This window comes from Streptomyces sp. NPDC101166 (genome assembly GCF_044768125.1).
In the GTDB taxonomy this organism is placed as follows: Bacteria; Actinomycetota; Actinomycetes; order Streptomycetales; family Streptomycetaceae; genus Streptomyces.
The window spans coordinates 63,268-79,299 of sequence record NZ_JBIWPF010000015.1 but is presented as its reverse complement, the minus strand read 5'-3'; the positions used below and the strand labels follow the sequence as shown (position 1 = coordinate 79,299).

The 16,032-nt window shown below is 71.8% G+C and carries 15 protein-coding genes; 8 read left to right on the top strand and 7 right to left on the bottom strand.

Going from position 1 to position 16,032, the window contains the following annotated elements; genetic code table 11:
* Window positions 1-75: 75 nt before the first annotated feature.
* From ACIRS4_RS25705 to ACIRS4_RS25695, 3 genes are read left to right on the top strand one after another with little or no spacing between them, the layout of a single operon-like run.
* Window positions 76-1,062 (top strand): carbohydrate ABC transporter permease, encoded by a 987-nt coding sequence (locus tag ACIRS4_RS25705; RefSeq protein WP_404200306.1) that lies wholly within the window; start codon window positions 76-78, stop codon window positions 1,060-1,062.
* 5 nt (window positions 1,063-1,067) lie between these two features.
* Complete coding sequence (locus ACIRS4_RS25700) at window positions 1,068-1,916, top strand: carbohydrate ABC transporter permease (RefSeq protein ID WP_404200675.1); 849 nt, start codon at window positions 1,068-1,070, stop codon at window positions 1,914-1,916.
* 8 nt (window positions 1,917-1,924) lie between these two features.
* On the top strand, window positions 1,925-3,421 hold the full coding sequence (locus ACIRS4_RS25695) for a glycoside hydrolase family 3 protein (protein WP_404200303.1): 1,497 nt from the start codon (window positions 1,925-1,927) through the stop codon (window positions 3,419-3,421).
* 13 nt (window positions 3,422-3,434) lie between these two features.
* On the opposite strand, the gene nagB is transcribed toward ACIRS4_RS25695, so the two are convergent.
* Window positions 3,435-4,220, bottom strand: coding sequence for a glucosamine-6-phosphate deaminase (gene nagB, locus ACIRS4_RS25690; protein ID WP_404200300.1), 786 nt, complete (start codon window positions 4,218-4,220; stop codon window positions 3,435-3,437).
* Between the two features lie 457 nt (window positions 4,221-4,677).
* Between nagB and ACIRS4_RS25685 the strand changes: the two genes are divergently transcribed.
* Window positions 4,678-6,144 (top strand): PAS domain-containing sensor histidine kinase, encoded by a 1,467-nt coding sequence (locus ACIRS4_RS25685; protein ID WP_404200673.1) that lies wholly within the window; start codon window positions 4,678-4,680, stop codon window positions 6,142-6,144.
* Between the two features lie 237 nt (window positions 6,145-6,381).
* On the opposite strand, the gene ACIRS4_RS25680 is transcribed toward ACIRS4_RS25685, so the two are convergent.
* Both ACIRS4_RS25680 and ACIRS4_RS25675 read right to left on the bottom strand, forming a co-directional pair.
* Window positions 6,382-6,639 carry a WhiB family transcriptional regulator gene (locus ACIRS4_RS25680; protein WP_003992873.1) on the bottom strand — a complete coding sequence of 86 codons (258 nt, stop codon included), beginning with the start codon at window positions 6,637-6,639 and terminating at the stop codon, window positions 6,382-6,384.
* Window positions 6,640-6,960: 321 nt separating this feature from the next.
* Entirely contained in the window at window positions 6,961-7,929 is a 969-nt protein-coding gene (locus tag ACIRS4_RS25675; protein ID WP_404200297.1) for a diacylglycerol/lipid kinase family protein, read from the bottom strand.
* Between the two features lie 152 nt (window positions 7,930-8,081).
* On the opposite strand from ACIRS4_RS25675, the gene ACIRS4_RS25670 reads away from it, so the two are divergent.
* A complete protein-coding gene (locus tag ACIRS4_RS25670; RefSeq protein WP_404200294.1) occupies window positions 8,082-8,582 on the top strand; it encodes a hypothetical protein in 501 nt (166 codons plus the stop codon).
* A gap of 3 nt (window positions 8,583-8,585) precedes the next feature.
* On the opposite strand, the gene ACIRS4_RS25665 is transcribed toward ACIRS4_RS25670, so the two are convergent.
* From ACIRS4_RS25665 to ACIRS4_RS25655, 3 genes are all read right to left on the bottom strand, one after another.
* Complete coding sequence (locus ACIRS4_RS25665) at window positions 8,586-9,701, bottom strand: SigB/SigF/SigG family RNA polymerase sigma factor (RefSeq protein ID WP_404200291.1); 1,116 nt, start codon at window positions 9,699-9,701, stop codon at window positions 8,586-8,588.
* The gene (locus tag ACIRS4_RS25660; RefSeq protein ID WP_004925829.1) at window positions 9,698-10,111 is read right to left on the bottom strand and encodes an anti-sigma regulatory factor; all 414 of its coding nucleotides are present in this window, start codon (window positions 10,109-10,111) and stop codon (window positions 9,698-9,700) included. Before ACIRS4_RS25660 ends, ACIRS4_RS25665 begins: the two co-directional genes overlap by 4 nt.
* Window positions 10,112-10,419: 308 nt before the next feature.
* Window positions 10,420-10,680, bottom strand: coding sequence for a UBP-type zinc finger domain-containing protein (locus ACIRS4_RS25655; RefSeq protein WP_404200288.1), 261 nt, complete (start codon window positions 10,678-10,680; stop codon window positions 10,420-10,422).
* Between the two features lie 59 nt (window positions 10,681-10,739).
* Here ACIRS4_RS25655 and ACIRS4_RS25650 point away from each other — a divergent pair, with 59 nt between their 5' ends.
* Complete coding sequence (locus tag ACIRS4_RS25650) at window positions 10,740-12,338, top strand: Na+/H+ antiporter (protein WP_404200285.1); 1,599 nt, start codon at window positions 10,740-10,742, stop codon at window positions 12,336-12,338.
* Window positions 12,339-12,340: 2 nt separating this feature from the next.
* On the opposite strand, the gene ACIRS4_RS25645 is transcribed toward ACIRS4_RS25650, so the two are convergent.
* Complete coding sequence (locus ACIRS4_RS25645) at window positions 12,341-13,270, bottom strand: 1-aminocyclopropane-1-carboxylate deaminase/D-cysteine desulfhydrase (protein ID WP_404200282.1); 930 nt, start codon at window positions 13,268-13,270, stop codon at window positions 12,341-12,343.
* 156 nt (window positions 13,271-13,426) lie between these two features.
* Between ACIRS4_RS25645 and ACIRS4_RS25640 the strand changes: the two genes are divergently transcribed.
* Both ACIRS4_RS25640 and ACIRS4_RS25635 read left to right on the top strand, forming a co-directional pair.
* Window positions 13,427-14,833, top strand: coding sequence for a family 2B encapsulin nanocompartment shell protein (locus ACIRS4_RS25640; protein WP_404200279.1), 1,407 nt, complete (start codon window positions 13,427-13,429; stop codon window positions 14,831-14,833).
* Between the two features lie 55 nt (window positions 14,834-14,888).
* Window positions 14,889-16,031: a family 2 encapsulin nanocompartment cargo protein polyprenyl transferase gene (locus ACIRS4_RS25635; RefSeq protein ID WP_404200276.1), complete on the top strand. Its 1,143-nt coding sequence runs from the start codon at window positions 14,889-14,891 to the stop codon at window positions 16,029-16,031.
* Window position 16,032 lies beyond the last annotated feature (1 nt).

Sequence of the window (16,032 nt, the reverse complement as noted above, 5' to 3'; positions counted from 1 at the left end):
AGCGGGGCCCCGCCGCCGGGCAGCGGGCGGGGCCCCGCCTCCCGTACGACCGAGGGACCGCTGAGGAGCGCGCCGATGAGTGCCGCAGACACGACCACCACCGCCAAGGCGCCGCCGCCGAGGCCGGCGCCTCCACCGCCCGCGCCAGGACGGCCGCGCGCGCGGCGGACGCCCGCCACGGCCGGCGCCCCCTGGCTGCTGCTCGCCCCCTGTCTGCTGGTGCTGCTGCTGGTGATGGGCTATCCGCTGGTCCGGCTGGTCACCCTCTCCTTCCAGAAGTTCGGCCAGTCCCAGCTCTGGGGCTTCCAGCCGGCCGAGTCGGTCGGCTTCGACAACTTCGCCGGGGTGCTGGGCGACGGCGAGTTCTGGACGGTCGTCCTGCGCACGATCGTCTTCGCCGCAGGCTGCGTGATCCTCACGATGGTCATCGGCATGCTGATCGCGCTGCTGCTCCAGCGGGTCTCCGGCTGGGTGCGGACGCTGGTCCACGTCGCCCTGGTGGCGAGCTGGGGCATGCCCGTCATCGTCGCCACCACCGTCTTCAAATGGCTCTTCGACACCGACTACGGCGTCCTCAACGCGCTCCTCAGCGAACTCCCAGGCGTCGACCTCGTCGGCCACAACTGGTTCGCCGACGGCCCGCAGGGACTCGCCGTCATCATGCTCCTGGTGGTCTGGGGAGCCGTCCCCTTCGTGGTGATCACGCTCGGCGCCGGTCTCACCCAGGTGCCCAGGGAACTCGAGGAGGCGGCACGGCTGGACGGCGCCGGCTCCTGGGGCGTCCTGCGGTACGTCACCTTGCCCGTCCTCAAGCCGGTCCTCGTCATGCTCACCACGCTGTCGGTCATCTGGGACATGGGCGTCTTCCCCCAGGTCTTCGTGATGCGGGGCGGCCACCCCGAGCCCGAGTTCCAGATCCTGACGACCTACTCCTACGACCGCGCCTTCGTCGTCAACGACTACGGACAGGGCTCGGCGATCGCCCTGATCACCGTGCTGCTCCTGCTCGGCGTGGTCGCCGTGTACATGCGCCAGATGCTGAAGATCGGAGACGTCGAGTGAGCGGCATCAGCAGCGTGAGCGCGCCCGCCGCCGGGCGCCACAAGTCAAGGCTCGGCTGGAACCTCCTCGGCCTGCTGGTCTTCGTCATCGCCGGCTTCCCCGTCTACTGGATGCTCAACACGGCGTTCAAGCCCGCCAAGGACGCCATCGACCCCGACCCGAGCCTGCTGCCGACCGGGCTCACGCTCGCCAACTTCGGCCGGGCGCTGGACGTCGCCGACTTCTGGGGCCCGGTCGGCCGCAGCCTGGCCGTCTCGCTGGCCGTCGTGGCGATCGGCGTCGTCGTCGGCACGCTGGCCGCCCTCGCCCTCTCGCGGTTCGCCTTCCGGGGCCGCAAGATCGTGATCGTCGGCATCCTCGCCGTGCAGACGATCCCGCTGGTCGCCATGATCATCCCGGTCTTCCTGCTGCTGAACGACCTCGGCCAGTACGACCGGCTGACCGGGCTGGTCGTCACCTACCTGACCTTCGTCCTCCCCTTCACGGTGTGGACGCTGCGCGGCTTCATCGTCAACATCCCCAAGGAGCTCGAGGAGGCCGCGATGGTCGACGGCTGCTCCCGCACCGGCGCCTTCCTGCGCGTCGTCTTCCCGCTGCTCGCCCCCGGCATGGTCGCCACCTCGGTCTACGCCTTCATCCAGGCCTGGAACGAGTACCTCTACGCCCTGATGCTCCTCAGCCAGAAGAACCAGACCGCGACCGTCTGGCTCGGCAACTTCACCACCAAGCACGGCACCGAGTACGCCCCGATGATGGCCGGCGCCACCATGATGGCCGTCCCCATCGTCGTCCTGTTCCTCCTCGTCCAGCGCAAGATGGCCGCGGGTCTGACCGCGGGCGCCGTGAAGGGATGACGCCCCCGATGACGACACGTGCGAGCGGCTCCGACGCCCTCACCCGGGACGCGCTCACCGTCCTGCAGCCCGGCTTCCCCGGGACCACCGCCCCCGACTGGCTGCTGCGCCGCCTCGGCGAAGGCCTCGCCTCGGTCGGCCTGTTCGGCCGCAACGTCGCCTCGCCCGAGCAACTGGCCTCGCTGACCGCGCGGTTGCGCGCCGAACGTGAGGACGTGATCGTCGCGATCGACGAGGAGGGCGGCGACGTCACCCGCCTGGAAGTGCGGACCGGCTCCAGCTTCCCCGGCAACCTCGCGCTGGGCACGGTCGACGACGTGGAGCTGACCCGGGAGGTGGCCCGGGAGCTCGGTCGCCGGCTCGCCGACTGCGGGGTCACCCTCAACTGGGCCCCGTCGGCGGACGTGAACTCCGACCCCCGCAACCCGGTCATCGGCGTCCGCTCCTTCGGCGCCGACCCCGACCTGGTCGCCCGGCACACCTCCGCCTATGTCACCGGCCTGCAGTCAGCGGGCGTCGCCGCCTGCGCCAAGCACTTCCCCGGCCACGGCGACACGGCCGTCGACTCCCACCTGGCCCTGCCCCGCGTCGACGCCGGTCCCGAGGTGCTGGCCGGGCGTGAGCTGGCCCCCTTCCACGCGGCCGTCGCCGCGGGCAGCCGGGCCGTGATGAGCGCCCACATCCTCGTCCCCGCCCTGGACCCGGACCGCCCGGCGACGCTGTCCCGGCGCGTCCTGACCGATCTGCTGCGCGGCGAACTCGGCTACGACGGCCTGATCGTCACCGACGGCATGGAGATGCGGGCCGTCGCCGCGACGTACGGCGTCGAGCGCGGCAGCGTCCTCGCGGTCGCGGCCGGCGCGGACGCGATCTGCGTGGGCGGCGGCCTCGCCGACGACGCGACGGTACGACGCCTGCGCGACGCCCTCGTCACGGCCGTCCGCTCGGGGGAGCTGCCCGAGGAACGCCTCGCGGACGCGGCGGAGCGGGTGCGGGCGCTGGCCCGCTGGACGGGTTCGGCGCGGGCCGTCCCCCCGTCCCCGCGGGAGGCGACGTGCGCCGGCGTCGGCCTGGACGCGGCCCGCCGCGCGCTCAGCGTCACCGGGGCGGAGTGCTTCACCCCGCTCACCGAAGCCCCCTACGTCGCCGCCCTCACCCCGGTCGCCAACATCGCCGTCGGCGACGAGACGCCCTGGGGCCTGGCCGCGGAACTGGCCCGGCTGCTGCCCGGCACTCGGACGGGCGGCTTCACCGGGGAGGACGCGGGGCGGGCGGCGTCGGCGGCGGCGGGGGAGAGCCGGATCGTCGCCGTGGTCCGCGACGAACACCGCCACCCCTGGATGGCGAAGGCCCTGGACGCCCTTCTGACCGACCGCCCCGACACGATCGTGGTGGAGATGGGCGTCCCCCAGTCCCCGCCGAGGGGAGCCCTGCACGTGGCCACCCACGGAGCGGCGAGGGTGTGCGCCCAGGCGGCAGCCGAGGCCCTGACTGGCCCCCGCTGACCGGGGGCCAGGGTCAGATTCCCTGCCAGGACGGCTTGTCGGCGTAGGTGTGGCGGAAGTAGTCCGCCAGTTTCAGCTTGGACGCCGCGGGCTCGTCCACGACCACCGTGGCGTGCGGGTGGAGTTGCAGCGCGGAGGCCGGGCACACCGCCGCGAGCGGGCCCTCGACGGTCGCCGCCACCGCGTCCGCCTTGCCCTCGCCCGTGGCCAGCAGCACCAGATGCCGTGCCTCCAGGATCGTCCCGATGCCCTGGGTGATCACATGGTGCGGGACCTGCTCGACGTCACCGTCGAAGAAGCGCGCGTTGTCGATCCGGGTCTGCTGGGTCAGCGTCTTGATCCGGGTGCGCGAGGCCAGCGAGGAGCACGGCTCGTTGAAGCCGATGTGCCCGTCGGTGCCGATCCCGAGCAACTGCAGATCGACCCCGCCGGCCTCGGCGAGCGCCCGGTCGTAGGCCTCGCACGCCCCCGGTACGTCCTCGGCCGTGCCGTCGGGGCCGAGGAACGCGTCCATCGTGATGCCGAGAGGTTCCAGCACTTCCCGGCGCACCACCGAACGGTAGGACTCCGGGTGCTCGGCGGGCAGCCCCACGTACTCGTCGAGCTGGGCGATCCGGGCCCGCGAGACGTCCACGGCTCCCGCGCGCACCCGCGCCGTCAACGCCTGGTAGACCGGCAGCGGGGTGGAACCGGTGGCCACGCCCAGCAGGGCTTCGGGCTTGCGCCGCAGGAGTCGCGCCATGGCCTCGGCGATGAGCTCGCCGCCCGAAGCGGCGTCCGGAACGATGACTACTTCCACGCTGGGCCTGCCGTTCTGGGGAGATCTGACGGTCCGGGGGAGACCTGAGAGGGGCTGGAAGGGACCGCGGGGGACTGGAGGGCAAGGGTGCGATATGTGGTTTAGACCAATTTAGCAGAGGGGTGGCCCGCGCGACATGGCCGCGAGGTGTGCGTCCGGAGAAATTGCCCCGCCCATCCGGCCCGCTCGGGAACCCGCACAGGCTAGGCTGCGGGGTGGGCACACCATTGCCACAGCTTCCGCCTTCCCCGCACAGGAAGGCGGACCGAGGACCGGAGCTCTCTGCCCTGACTGCCCCGGGTCCTCACCTTCGGCCGACCGGGACCGCACACCCCAGCGGCCGAGATTGCTCCGGGCTGCGGTGCCGGGAGGGTTGAGGGTCCCTCTCAGGCGCCGCGGCCCGCGGGTGTTTTCCGGGCCCTCCGCCCCCGCGGGTACGCTCGCACACGTGCCCTCCATGAACGAACTCGTACGCCAGCACACCGCACTCGACGACTCCGACCTCGAGTGGCTCCACCTGCTGGTCTCGGAGTGGCAGCTGCTCTCCGACCTCTCCTTCGCCGACCTGGTCCTGTGGGTCCCCACCCGCGACGGCACCCGCTACGTCTCCGTCGCCCAGATGCGCCCCAACACCGGGCCCACCTCCTACCAGGACGACATGGTCGGCCACCTCGTCCCCCGGGGCCGCCGCCCTCTGCTGGACGCCGCCCTCGACGAGGGCCGGATCGTGCGCGAGGGCGACCCGGAGTGGCGCGAGGAGGTCCCCGTCCGCGTCGAGTCGATCCCCGTCCGGCGCGACGGCCGCGTCCTCGGCGTCATCGCCCGCAACACCAACCTGCTCACCGTGCGCACCCCGAGCCGGCTGGAGCTCACCTACCTCCAGAGCGCCTCCGACCTCGCCCAGATGATCGCGGCCGGCGCGTTCCCCTTCCCCGACCAGCAGATGGACATGGACGCCGCACCCCGGGTCGGCGACGGGCTGATCCGCCTCGACGCCGACGGCATCGTCCAGTACGCCTCCCCGAACGCGCTCTCCGCCTACCACCGGATGGGCCTCGCCTCCGACCTGGTCGGCCAGCACCTCGGCCTGACCACCGCCGAACTCGCCCCCACCCGGGGCCCGGTGGACGAGGCGCTCGCCAAGGTGGCCAGCGGCTGGGCGCCCCGCGAGTTCGAGATCGAGGCCCACGACGGCGTCATCCAGTTCCGCGCGATCCCCCTCAAGCCCAAGGGCACGCGCATCGGTTCACTGGTCCTGCTCCGGGACGTCACCGAACTGCGCCGGCGCGAACGCGAGTTGATCACCAAGGACGCGACCATCCGGGAGATCCACCACCGGGTGAAGAACAACCTCCAGACGGTCGCGGCCCTGTTGCGGCTCCAGGCCCGGCGCATCGAGTCGGAACGGGGGAGGGAAGCCCTGGAGGAAGCGGTCCGCCGCGTCGGCTCGATCGCCATCGTCCACGAGACGTTGTCCCAGAACCTGGACGAGCGCGTGGAGTTCGACGAGATCGCCGACCGCGTCCTCGCGATGGTCGCGGAGATCTCGCCGGGCAAGGTCGTCGGCCGGCGTACCGGGCGTTTCGGCATCCTGGACGCGGAGGTCGCCACCCCGCTGTCCATGGTGCTCACCGAGATCCTCCAGAACGCCCTGGAGCACGGCTTCCGCGAGGGCGAGACCGGCACGGTCGAGGTCGCCGCGGTCCGCGGCGGCTCCACCAAGGAGGCCCGCCTCCTGGTCACCGTCCAGGACGACGGCGTGGGCCTGCCCGCCGGATTCGACCCGCACACCTCGGGCAACCTCGGACTGCAGATCGTGCGGACGCTGGTGGAGGGGGAGTTGGGCGGCGCCTTCGACATGGTCCCGGCGCCGGAGCGCGGCACGCAGGTGATCCTGGACATCCCGGTGCGGGCGCAGAAGTGAGCTGCTGCCGGGGGTGAAGTCCGGTGGGTGCGGGCGTTGCTGACGGAGTGTGAGCGATCGGCCCGTGCTCAGCCCCGTGCACAGCAAGAAGCCCCGGACCGTTCAGGGGTCCGGGGCTCGAATGCTCGTTGCCAGCTTGTGCTGCGCATCGGGGGTACTGCGCGCTGCGGCTCGGGGGCGGGAGAAGCGTACGCGGTGTACGCGCCGCCAAGCTCAGGCTGTGCGGGGCGGGTGTTGTCAGGCGGAGGCCTGACGGGCCCGGTTGCGGGCGGCGCGGCGCTTCATGGCACGGCGCTCGTCCTCGCTGAGACCACCCCAGACGCCGGAGTCCTGGCCGGACTCGAGCGCCCACTGCAGACACTGCTCGATAACGGGGCAGCGACGGCAGACGGCCTTGGCTTCCTCGATCTGCAGCAGCGCAGGACCGGTGTTGCCGATGGGGAAGAACAGCTCGGGGTCTTCCTCGCGGCAAACGGCGTTGTGACGCCAGTCCATGGCTGCTACCTCTCCTTGGTATTACGTGCAGGTTGCTTGTGAATGTGAACGCTTTCACGAATCCCTCAACAAGTGAAGGGCCACCAGCCGGGTTTCCCTGGCGTGGGTCCTGGTGTTTGTAGAGGGGTTCCGGTGATCAGTGGATGCCGGTGTTGCGGGCTGTCCCGATCGCCACGTAGAGACTCGCAAACCTCAGCGGCGGATACAACCCCTTCCGGAAAGTTTTTTTTGATTCCTCGGTGTCGACTAGGTCACAGCCGTACTTCCATGGGGTGGATCCTGGCCTAAACGTTCGAGTGAAAGGACTTTAGCCAGTTCTGCTCACACAATCACACGCAGTGCACGGCGTACGCCTGTGAACGTCACGCTGGTTCGCAGCCCCAGGTGGTCACCGTCCATCTGGAGGGGCAAAGGGACCTTCGAATGCAAGGTGAAGCGGTCCAGATCGTGCAATGAGACAGCGTGCTTGCCATGGGGTCCCCGCTCGGGGGACGAAGTGAGCAACTGGGTGCCATACCGGACAACCGCGGCGGTGGACAGACGGCTGAGACCGAATACGTCGAGCCCGCTGTCGAACGAAGCCTTAGGTGACGCGTACACCGGGCGATTGCCCAGATAGGTCCACGGAGCCGTGTTGCAGACGATGGACAGCACCAAATCGGTCACCGGGTCCGCGCCCGGACGTTCCAGAGTGATCGTTCCGTGCCGGCGCTGCGGTTCGCCGAAAAGCTGGCGCGCGGCCTGGCGCACGTAAAGAGCGTGTGTGGATTTCTTGCCGCGTTCGCGGTGCTGTTCCACCCGGCCGACGACCCCCGCGTCGAATCCGAGCCCGGCGTTGAAGGTGAACCAGCGGGCCGGCACCGCCTCGTCCTCGGTGCCAGGGGTGCCGGAGGTCAGGCCCAGGCCGACCGTGCGCTCCCTGCCCTCGCGCAGCGCGTCCAGCAGTGCGCCGGTGGCCTCCACCGGGTCGTTGGGCAGGCCGAGGGCGCGGGCGAAGACGTTGGTGGAGCCGCCGGGGACCACGGCGAGGCCGGGCAGCCGCTCGGGGGCGGGCCCGTCGTGCAGCAGGCCGTTGACCACTTCGTTGATCGTGCCGTCGCCGCCCAGGGCGACGACCATGTCTATGTCCTCGCTCTGTGCCGCCTGCCGTCCCAGATCGCGGGCGTGCCCGCGGTACTCGGTGGTGACGGCGTCGAGCTTCATCTCGCTGGCGAGCGCGTGGATGAGGACGTCACGCGTCCGTGCACTGGTGGTCGTTGCAGCCGGATTGACGACGAGGAGTGCACGCATGGTCCGCAGCGTACCTACTGGGTGGTACCGGGGCACAGGCCGATCAAGGGATAGGTAAGAGTTCCCGCCGTGACCCTCACCACGGGCCCGCGCCCGCCGGTGGCCACGGGTGCCGCCGGGGGCCGCGCGGGGCCGGCGGATACGCTTCGGGGGTGAGTGGTGAGCAGAAGCCCGTCGTGCCGGAAACCGCAGGCCCGCGCCCGCGTCGTCTGACGTATGCCGCCGGCCTCGTCGCCCTGGAGGGATTGGCGCTGCTCGTCGGCGGGGTGTGGATCCTCGTCCTCGGGGTGGCGGGCGATCCCGACGACCGGCGGCAGGCCGTCACCGGCGGGGTGACCCTGGCGGTGCTCGCACTGCTGCCGCTGCTGGCCGCCCGCGGGCTGCTGGGCCGCCGCGGCTGGAGCCGGGGCCCGGCCGTGATCACGCAGATCCTGGCGCTGCCCGTCGCCTACAACCTGCTCCAGGCCGACAGCATGGCGATCCCGGCGGGCATCGCCCTCGCGGTCGTCGCCGTCTGCGCTCTCGTCCTGCTCGTCAACCCCGAGACGACCCGGGCCCTCGGGATCCGGGGGCCCGGCAACGCCGACCGCGGCGACGGGGGGCGTGCGGGCGGCACCCGTGACGCTCGCGGCCCCGGTGACGAGGAGAAGTAGCCCTTACTCCTCGACGAGGAGCTTCTCCCGCAGCTGGGCCAGTGTGCGCGCCAGCAGACGCGAGACGTGCATCTGCGAGATGCCGACCTCCTGCGCGATCTGCGACTGGGTCATGTTGCCGAAGAAGCGCAGCAGCAGGATCCGCTTCTCGCGGGGCGGGAGGTCCTCCAGGAGCGGCTTCAGCGACTCCCGGTACTCCACGCCCTCCAGCGCCTCGTCCTCCGCGCCGAGCGTGTCGGCGACCGCCGGGGACTCGTCGTCGGTGTCGGGGACGTCCAGCGACAGCGTGGAGTAGGCGTTGGCGGACTCCAGGCCCTCCAGCACCTCCTCCTCCGAGATCGCCAGCTTCTCGGCCAGCTCGTGGACGGTGGGGGAGCGGCCGTGCAGTTGCGACAGCTCCGCGGTCGCCGTCGTCAGCGCGAGGCGCAGCTCCTGGAGCCGGCGCGGCACCCGCACCGCCCAGCCCTTGTCGCGGAAGTGCCGCTTGATCTCGCCGACCACCGTCGGGGTCGCGTACGTGGAGAACTCCACACCGCGGTCCGGGTCGAAGCGGTCGACCGACTTGATCAGGCCGATGGTGGCGACCTGGGTGAGGTCGTCCAGCGGCTCGCCGCGGTTGCGGAAGCGGCGGGCGAGGTGCTCGACGAGCGGCAGGTGCATGCGGACCAGCCGGTTGCGCAGCTCCGCGTACTCGGGGCTGCCGTCCTTCAGTCCGCGCAGCTCGACGAAGAGCGCCCGCGCGCCGCTGCGGTCCTGCGGCTCGCGCTGGTGGGGCTCGCGGCGCTGAGGCTCGTGCCGCGCGCCTGGCACGCCCTGTTCGTCGTCTCGCTCGTGCTCGCTCATCGTCCCGCCCGTCGCCCTCTGTCGAGCCTTTGTCTCAGCCCGGCCGGGGGTACCCCCGATCCGCCTCTCCCGAGACGGCTCCTGCACGGCACTGCCCGCCGGGACGGCCCCCACGGAGGCCGACTCGTCCTCCGGATGCGGCCGCGCCTGCTCGGGAATGCCGTCGACACCCATGCGCCGGGAGTCGTCCGAGGAGACCGGCGCCCCGGCGCTCTCGGCAGGCCGCCCCCGTGTGCCGCGCTCTTCGTCCCGCACCGGCCCGTCCCCGTTCCTCACGCCGGCCCGGGTCCCGCGCCGCGTTGTTTGTAGAGGCTGATCGAAACGGTCTTGTCCTCGTCCACGGCGGAGGAGACCTTGCCCGCGAGGGCGGACAGCACGGTCCAGGCGAAGGTGTCCCGCGAGGGGGCGTGGCCGTCCGTGGTCGGGGCCGAGACGGTGACCTCCAGTGAGTCGTCGACCAGGCGGAAGACACAGCTGAGGACGGAACCTGGCACGGCCTGCTGGAGCAGGATCGCGCACGCCTCGTCCACCGCGATGCGCAGGTCCTCGATCTCGTCCAGGGTGAAGTCCAAACGGGCCGCGAGGCCGGCCGTGGCCGTCCGCAGCACCGACAGGTAGGCACCCGCAGCCGGCAGCCGGACTTCCACGAAGTCCTGGGTCGCGGGCTCGCCTGCGATCTGGGACACCCTCACCTCCAAGGTGGTACAAGCTTTTCAGGGCCGAGGGTCACCCCCCGGGGTAACGCGTGTGTGGTGCAGCGGTGACGCTATCGCGCTCTCAAGTCTCCTGTCCCCGGACCCCCAACCCCATGGCGTCACTCACAGTAAAGCTGTGAATACGCTCCGTGTCTAGAGGTCTGCCGGCCCAAATGGGAACAGGGCGCGCCGGGTTGACGTACCCAGGCGTCAGATGCTCGAACCGTACCCGCTGGACCGCCGGACCGCCGAGGGGCGGTTCGGACCACGACCTGCGGAGTTCGCCGAACATGCGACGCTCACACCAGGACGTGGTCGACGAAGCACCAGCGCCAGTTCTCACCCGGTTCGAACGTGCGCATGACCGGGTGGCCCGACTCCTTGTGGTGCTCTGTGGCATGGCGGCCCGGCGAGGAGTCGCAGCAACCGACGTGGCCGCACGTCAGGCACAGCCGCAACTGCACCGGGTGGGTGCCGTTGCGCAGGCACTCCGGACAGGTCTCGCCGAGCGGGTCCGGTGGGGGGTGCGGCAGCGCGTCGGCGTGCGTGCACTGTTTCATGATTGCCAGGTTACGACGCGCGCGCGGACGACCGCGCGGAAAATCGAGGGCGGGACGACATGGACGTGATGCCACTGCTGTTGCTGGTGGCGGGCAGTGCGGCGATCGCCGGGGCGGCCCGGCGCACCCCGGTGCCCGCCCCGCTGCTCCTCGTGGCGGTCGGCCTGGCCGCGTCGTACGTGCCGGGCGTCCCCGACTACACCCTCGACCCGCACATCGTCCTGCCGCTGCTGCTGCCCCCGCTGCTGTACACCTCCGCCACCGACAGCTCCTACCTTGACCTGCGCGCGCAGCTGCGACCGGTGGCGCTGCTCTCGGTCGGGTACGTCCTGTTCGCCACGGTCGCCGTCGGCTACGCCGCCCACCTGCTCGTCCCCGGCCTGCCGCTGACCGCCGCGCTGGTGCTGGGCGCGGTGGTGGCCCCGCCGGACGCGGTCGCGGCGACCGCGGTGGCCCGCCGGGTCGGACTGCCCTCGCGGATCACCACCATCCTCCAGGGCGAGTCCCTGCTGAACGACGCCACCGCGATCACCGCCTACAAGGTGGCCCTCGCGGTCGTCGTCGGCACGGGCGCGTCCTGGGTCGGCGGCGTCGAGGAGTTCCTGGTCGCGTCGGTCGGCGGCACCGCCGTGGGCATCGTCCTGATGGCGCCGCTGCACTGGCTGCGCACACGCCTGAAGGAGCCGCTGCTGCAGAACACGCTGTCCCTGCTGATCCCCTTCGTCGCGTACGCCGCCGCCGAGCAGTTCCACGCCTCCGGCGTCATCGCCGTGGTCGTCGTCGCCCTGTACCTCGGCCACCGCGCGTGGGAGGTCGACTTCGCCACCCGCCTCCAGGAGGAAGCGGTCTGGAAGATGGTCGCCTTCATCCTGGAGTCGGCGGTCTTCGCGCTGATCGGCCTGCAGCTCCAGGTCGTCCTGAAGGGGCTGGGCGCGTACGAGGGCCTGGACGCCGCCTGGTACGCCGTCGCCCTCTTCCTCGTCGTCGTCGCGGTCCGCTTCCTGTGGGTCTACCCGGCGACCTTCCTGCCGCGGCTGCTGTCGGCCCGCATCCGCGCGCGTGAGGAGAACCCGACCTGGAGGGGGCCGATCGTCGTCGCCTGGGCCGGCATGCGCGGCGTGGTCTCGCTCGCCATCGCCTTCTCCGTCCCGCTCACCATCGACGACGGGGCGGAGCCCTTCCCGCACCGTAACCTGATCCTCTTCCTGACCTTCACCACCGTCATCGGCACCCTGGTCGTGCAGGGGCTGACCCTGCCCCCGCTGATCCGGCTGCTGAAGTTCCCCGGGGCCGACCCGCGGGCGGCCACGCTCGCCGAGGCCAACGCTCAGGCGCAGGCCTCCCGGGTCGCCGAGGAACGCCTGGACGCCCTCCTCGACGACGAGCGCAACACCCTGCCCCCACCCCTCGCCGACCGTCTGCGCATGGTCATGGAGCGCCGCCGCAACGCCGTCTGGGAGCGACTCGGCCAGGTCAACGAGGTCACCGGAGAGAGCGTGGACGACACCTACCGCCGGCTGTCCCGCGAGATGATCAGCGCCGAACGCGAGGTGTTCGTCCGCCTCCGCGACGGCCGCCACATCGACGACGAGATGCTGCGCACGCTGCTGCGCAGACTGGACCTGGAGGAGGCGGCCGCCTTCCGCGAAGCGGGGTGACGTCAGGCGGGGAACGGGGAGCCCGTGATCACCGCCGTGACCTGGGCGCCACGCGGGAACGCGCCCTCCTCCGCCAGAGCGGCCAGGGCGTACAGCACCTTGGCGACGTAGAGGCGTTCGACGGGCAGGGCGTGCCGTCGCTCGAAGTCGTCGGCGAAGGCGTCGAGGGCCTCGGGCACGCGCGCGTACCCGCCGAAGTGGAAGCGCTCGTCGAGCCGCCACCGGCCGCGCGGCCCGCCGAACGCTTCTGCTTGAAGGGCCCTGACGTCGTCGCCGAGGAAGCCCCCCTTCAGGACGGGTATGCCCAGCGCGGACTGGCCGGGGCCGAGGCCGGCGGCCAGCCCGGCGAGGGTGCCGCCGGTGCCGCAGGCCAGGGCGACGACGTCGCCGCGCCCCCGCAGTTCCTCGCCCAGCGCCCGGCAGCCGCGGACGGCCGCCGCGTTGCTGCCGCCCTCGGGGACGACGTACGCGTCCTCGGCGTCGGCGGCGCGCAGAAGGGCCGCCAGAGTCTCCGGCTCGCTCTTGCGACGGTAGGCCGCCCGGTCGACGAAGTGCAGTCGCATCCCGTCGGCGGCACAGCGGGCCAGGGAGGGGTTCAGCGGCCGGTCGGCCAGCTCGTCCCCGCGCACCACCCCCACCGTGGGCAGGCCGAGGAGCCGGCCGGCGGCGGCCGTGGCCCGCAGATGGTTGGAGTACGCGCCGCCGAACGTCACCACCGTCCGCCCCCGCGCCGCGGCCAGGTTCGGGGCCAGCTTGCGCCACTTGTTGCCGATCAGCTCCGGATGGATCAGGTCGTCCCGCTTGAGCCTCAGCCGCACTCCGCGCCGGGTGAATCGCTCGTCGGACACCTCCTGCACGGGCGAGGGCAGCCGGGGGCGCAGCGCGACGGGATCGAACGGAAGGGAGCTGGTCACCAGCCCATTGTCGAACATCGTTCGGGCGGGGAAAGCGCTCTTCCCAAGCGCTCGGTGATCCATTCCCCCTCGTTCGTGTAATAGCACGAGCACCCTGCGTGATGGAAGGCTTGCCCACGAAACAGTGCATCGGCGCACCACGGCGTCCGTGCATGACTGGGAGGGCAATTCCTTATGTCGGTAGGCGAAGAGGTCCGCGCCGAGCAGGGCAAGCCGCAGCAGAGCCTCGGCACCGCGGCCGCGCGGAACCTGGCCACCACGACCAAGTCCGCACCGCAGATGCAGGAGATCAGCTCCCGCTGGCTGCTGAGGACGCTGCCCTGGGTGGACGTGCAGGGTGGCACGTACCGGGTGAACAGACGACTGACGTACGCGGTCGGCGACGGCCGGGTCACGTTCCTCAAGACCGGCGACCGCGTCGAGGTCATCCCCGCCGAACTGGGCGAACTGCCGGCGCTGCGCTCCTACGAGGACGAGCAGGTGCTCGGCGAGCTGGCCCAGCGCTGCCGCCAGCGCGAGTACGCCCCGGGTGAGGTCATCGCCTCCTTCGGCAGCCAGACCGACGAGGTCCATCTGCTGGCGCACGGCAGGGTGGAGAAAATCGGCACCGGCCCCTACGGCGACGACCAGGTCCTCGGCGTCCTCGCCGACGGCGCGTACTTCGGCGACCAGGCGCTCCTGGACGGCGAGTCCATCTGGGAGTACACCGCGCGCGCCGACACCACCTGCACGGTGCTGACGCTGTCCCGCGCCGACTTCGAGCAGGTCGCCGAACGCGCCGACTCCCTGCGCGCGCACCTGCGTTCGCTGCTGTCGATCCCCGCGCAGCAGACCAACCGCTACGGCGAGAAGTCCGTCGACCTCGCCGCCGGCCACGCGGGAGAGGCCGACATCCCGCACACCTTCGTCGACTACGACGCCCGGCCGCGCGAGTACGAACTGAGCATCGCCCAGACGGTGTTGCGCATCCACACGCGAGTGGCCGACCTCTACAACCAGCCCATGAACCAGACCGAGCAGCAACTGCGGCTGACGGTCGAGGCGCTCAAGGAACGCCAGGAGCACGAGCTCGTCAACAACCGGGAGTTCGGGCTCCTGCACAACTGCGAGTACGACCAGCGGCTCCAGCCGCACGACGGCGTGCCGAGCCCGGACGACCTGGACGAACTGCTCAGCAGGCGGCGAGGAACGAAGATGCTCCTCGCCCACCCGCGCACGATCTCCGCGATCGGACGCGAGCTGAACAAGCGGGGGCTCGTCCCCGAGACGATCGACATCGCCGGCAACCGGATTCCGACCTGGCGCGGGGTGCCGATCTACCCGTGCAACAAGATCCCCGTCACCGAGGCCCGGACCAGCTCGATCATCGCGCTGCGTCTCGGCGAGCAGGATCAGGGCGTGATCGGGCTGCGCCAGTCCGGCATCCCGGACGAGATCGAGCCCAGCCTGTCCGTGCGGTTCATGGGCATCAACGAACAGGCGATCATCAAGTACCTGGTCACGGCCTACTACTCGGCCGCGGTACTGGTGCCGGACGCGCTGGGCGTCCTGGAGAACGTCGAGATCGGTCGCTGGCGGTGACCACGCCGGCCCTGACGCGTCGGGGGCGGGCGCGTCCGAGGGGCAGGGGGGCCTCATGACCGAAGTGACGGAGACCAGGCCCCATCCGGGCGGGCCACGGCGGCGGCGCTCCTCCGCCGCGAGCCGTGCTGACGGCGGCCCCCCGGGCGGGCCCGGCGCCGCGCCGGCCGCCGCCGAGGGGCAGGAGGCGGCGGCGATCCTGGAGGACGCGCGCGCCGTCGTCGATCCCGCCCTGCGCACGGCACTGGAATCGCTGCCCGGCTCGATGCGCCGTATCGCGCTCTACCACTTCGGCTGGGAGCACGCGGACGGCTCCCCGGCCGCGGGCAACGCCGGCAAGGCGATCCGCCCCGCGCTGGTCCTCGCCGCGGCCGCCGCGCTCGGCGGTCCGGCGGCCCGTACGGCGGCGGTCCGCGCGGCCGCCGCGGTGGAACTGGTCCACAACTTCACGCTGCTGCACGACGACGTGATGGACCGGGACGCCACGCGCCGGCACCGCCCCACCGCCTGGACCGTGTTCGGCGACGCCGACGCGATCCTCGGCGGGGACGCCCTCCAGGCGCTCGCCCTCGGCATGCTCGCCGAGGACCGGCACCCGGCGTCACCGGCGGCCGCCGCCCGGCTCGCGGCCTGCGTGGTCGAACTGTGCGCCGGGCAGCAGGCGGACACGGCCCTGGAGAAGCGGCACCCCGCCGAGGTCACGCTCGACGAGGTGCTCGTCATGGCCGAGGCGAAGACGGGCGCGCTGCTCGGCTGCGCCTGCGCGATGGGCGCGCTGTACGCGGGGGCGTCCGGGGAGGACGTCGAGGCGCTGGACGCCTTCGGCCGGCAGGCCGGGCTCGCCTTCCAGCTCATCGACGACGTGATCGGCCTGTGGGGCGACCCCCGGCGCACCGGCAAGCCGGCCGGCGCGGACCTGGCCGCCCGCAAGAAGTCCCTGCCCGTGGTCGCCGCGCTCACCTCGGGCACCCCGGCCGCCGCGGAACTGGCCGAGCTGTACCAGCGGCCGTACGACCCGGCGGACCTGGAGCGCACCACGCGGGCCGTGGAGGGGGCCGGCGGGCGCGAGTGGGCGCAGGAACAGGCGGCCGACCGGATGGCCCGGGCGATGTCCGAGCTGGCCCGGGCGGTCCCGGAACCGGAGTCCGCGACGGGTCTGCTGTCCCTGGCGGAGTTCGTCACCCGGCGCAGCACCTGAC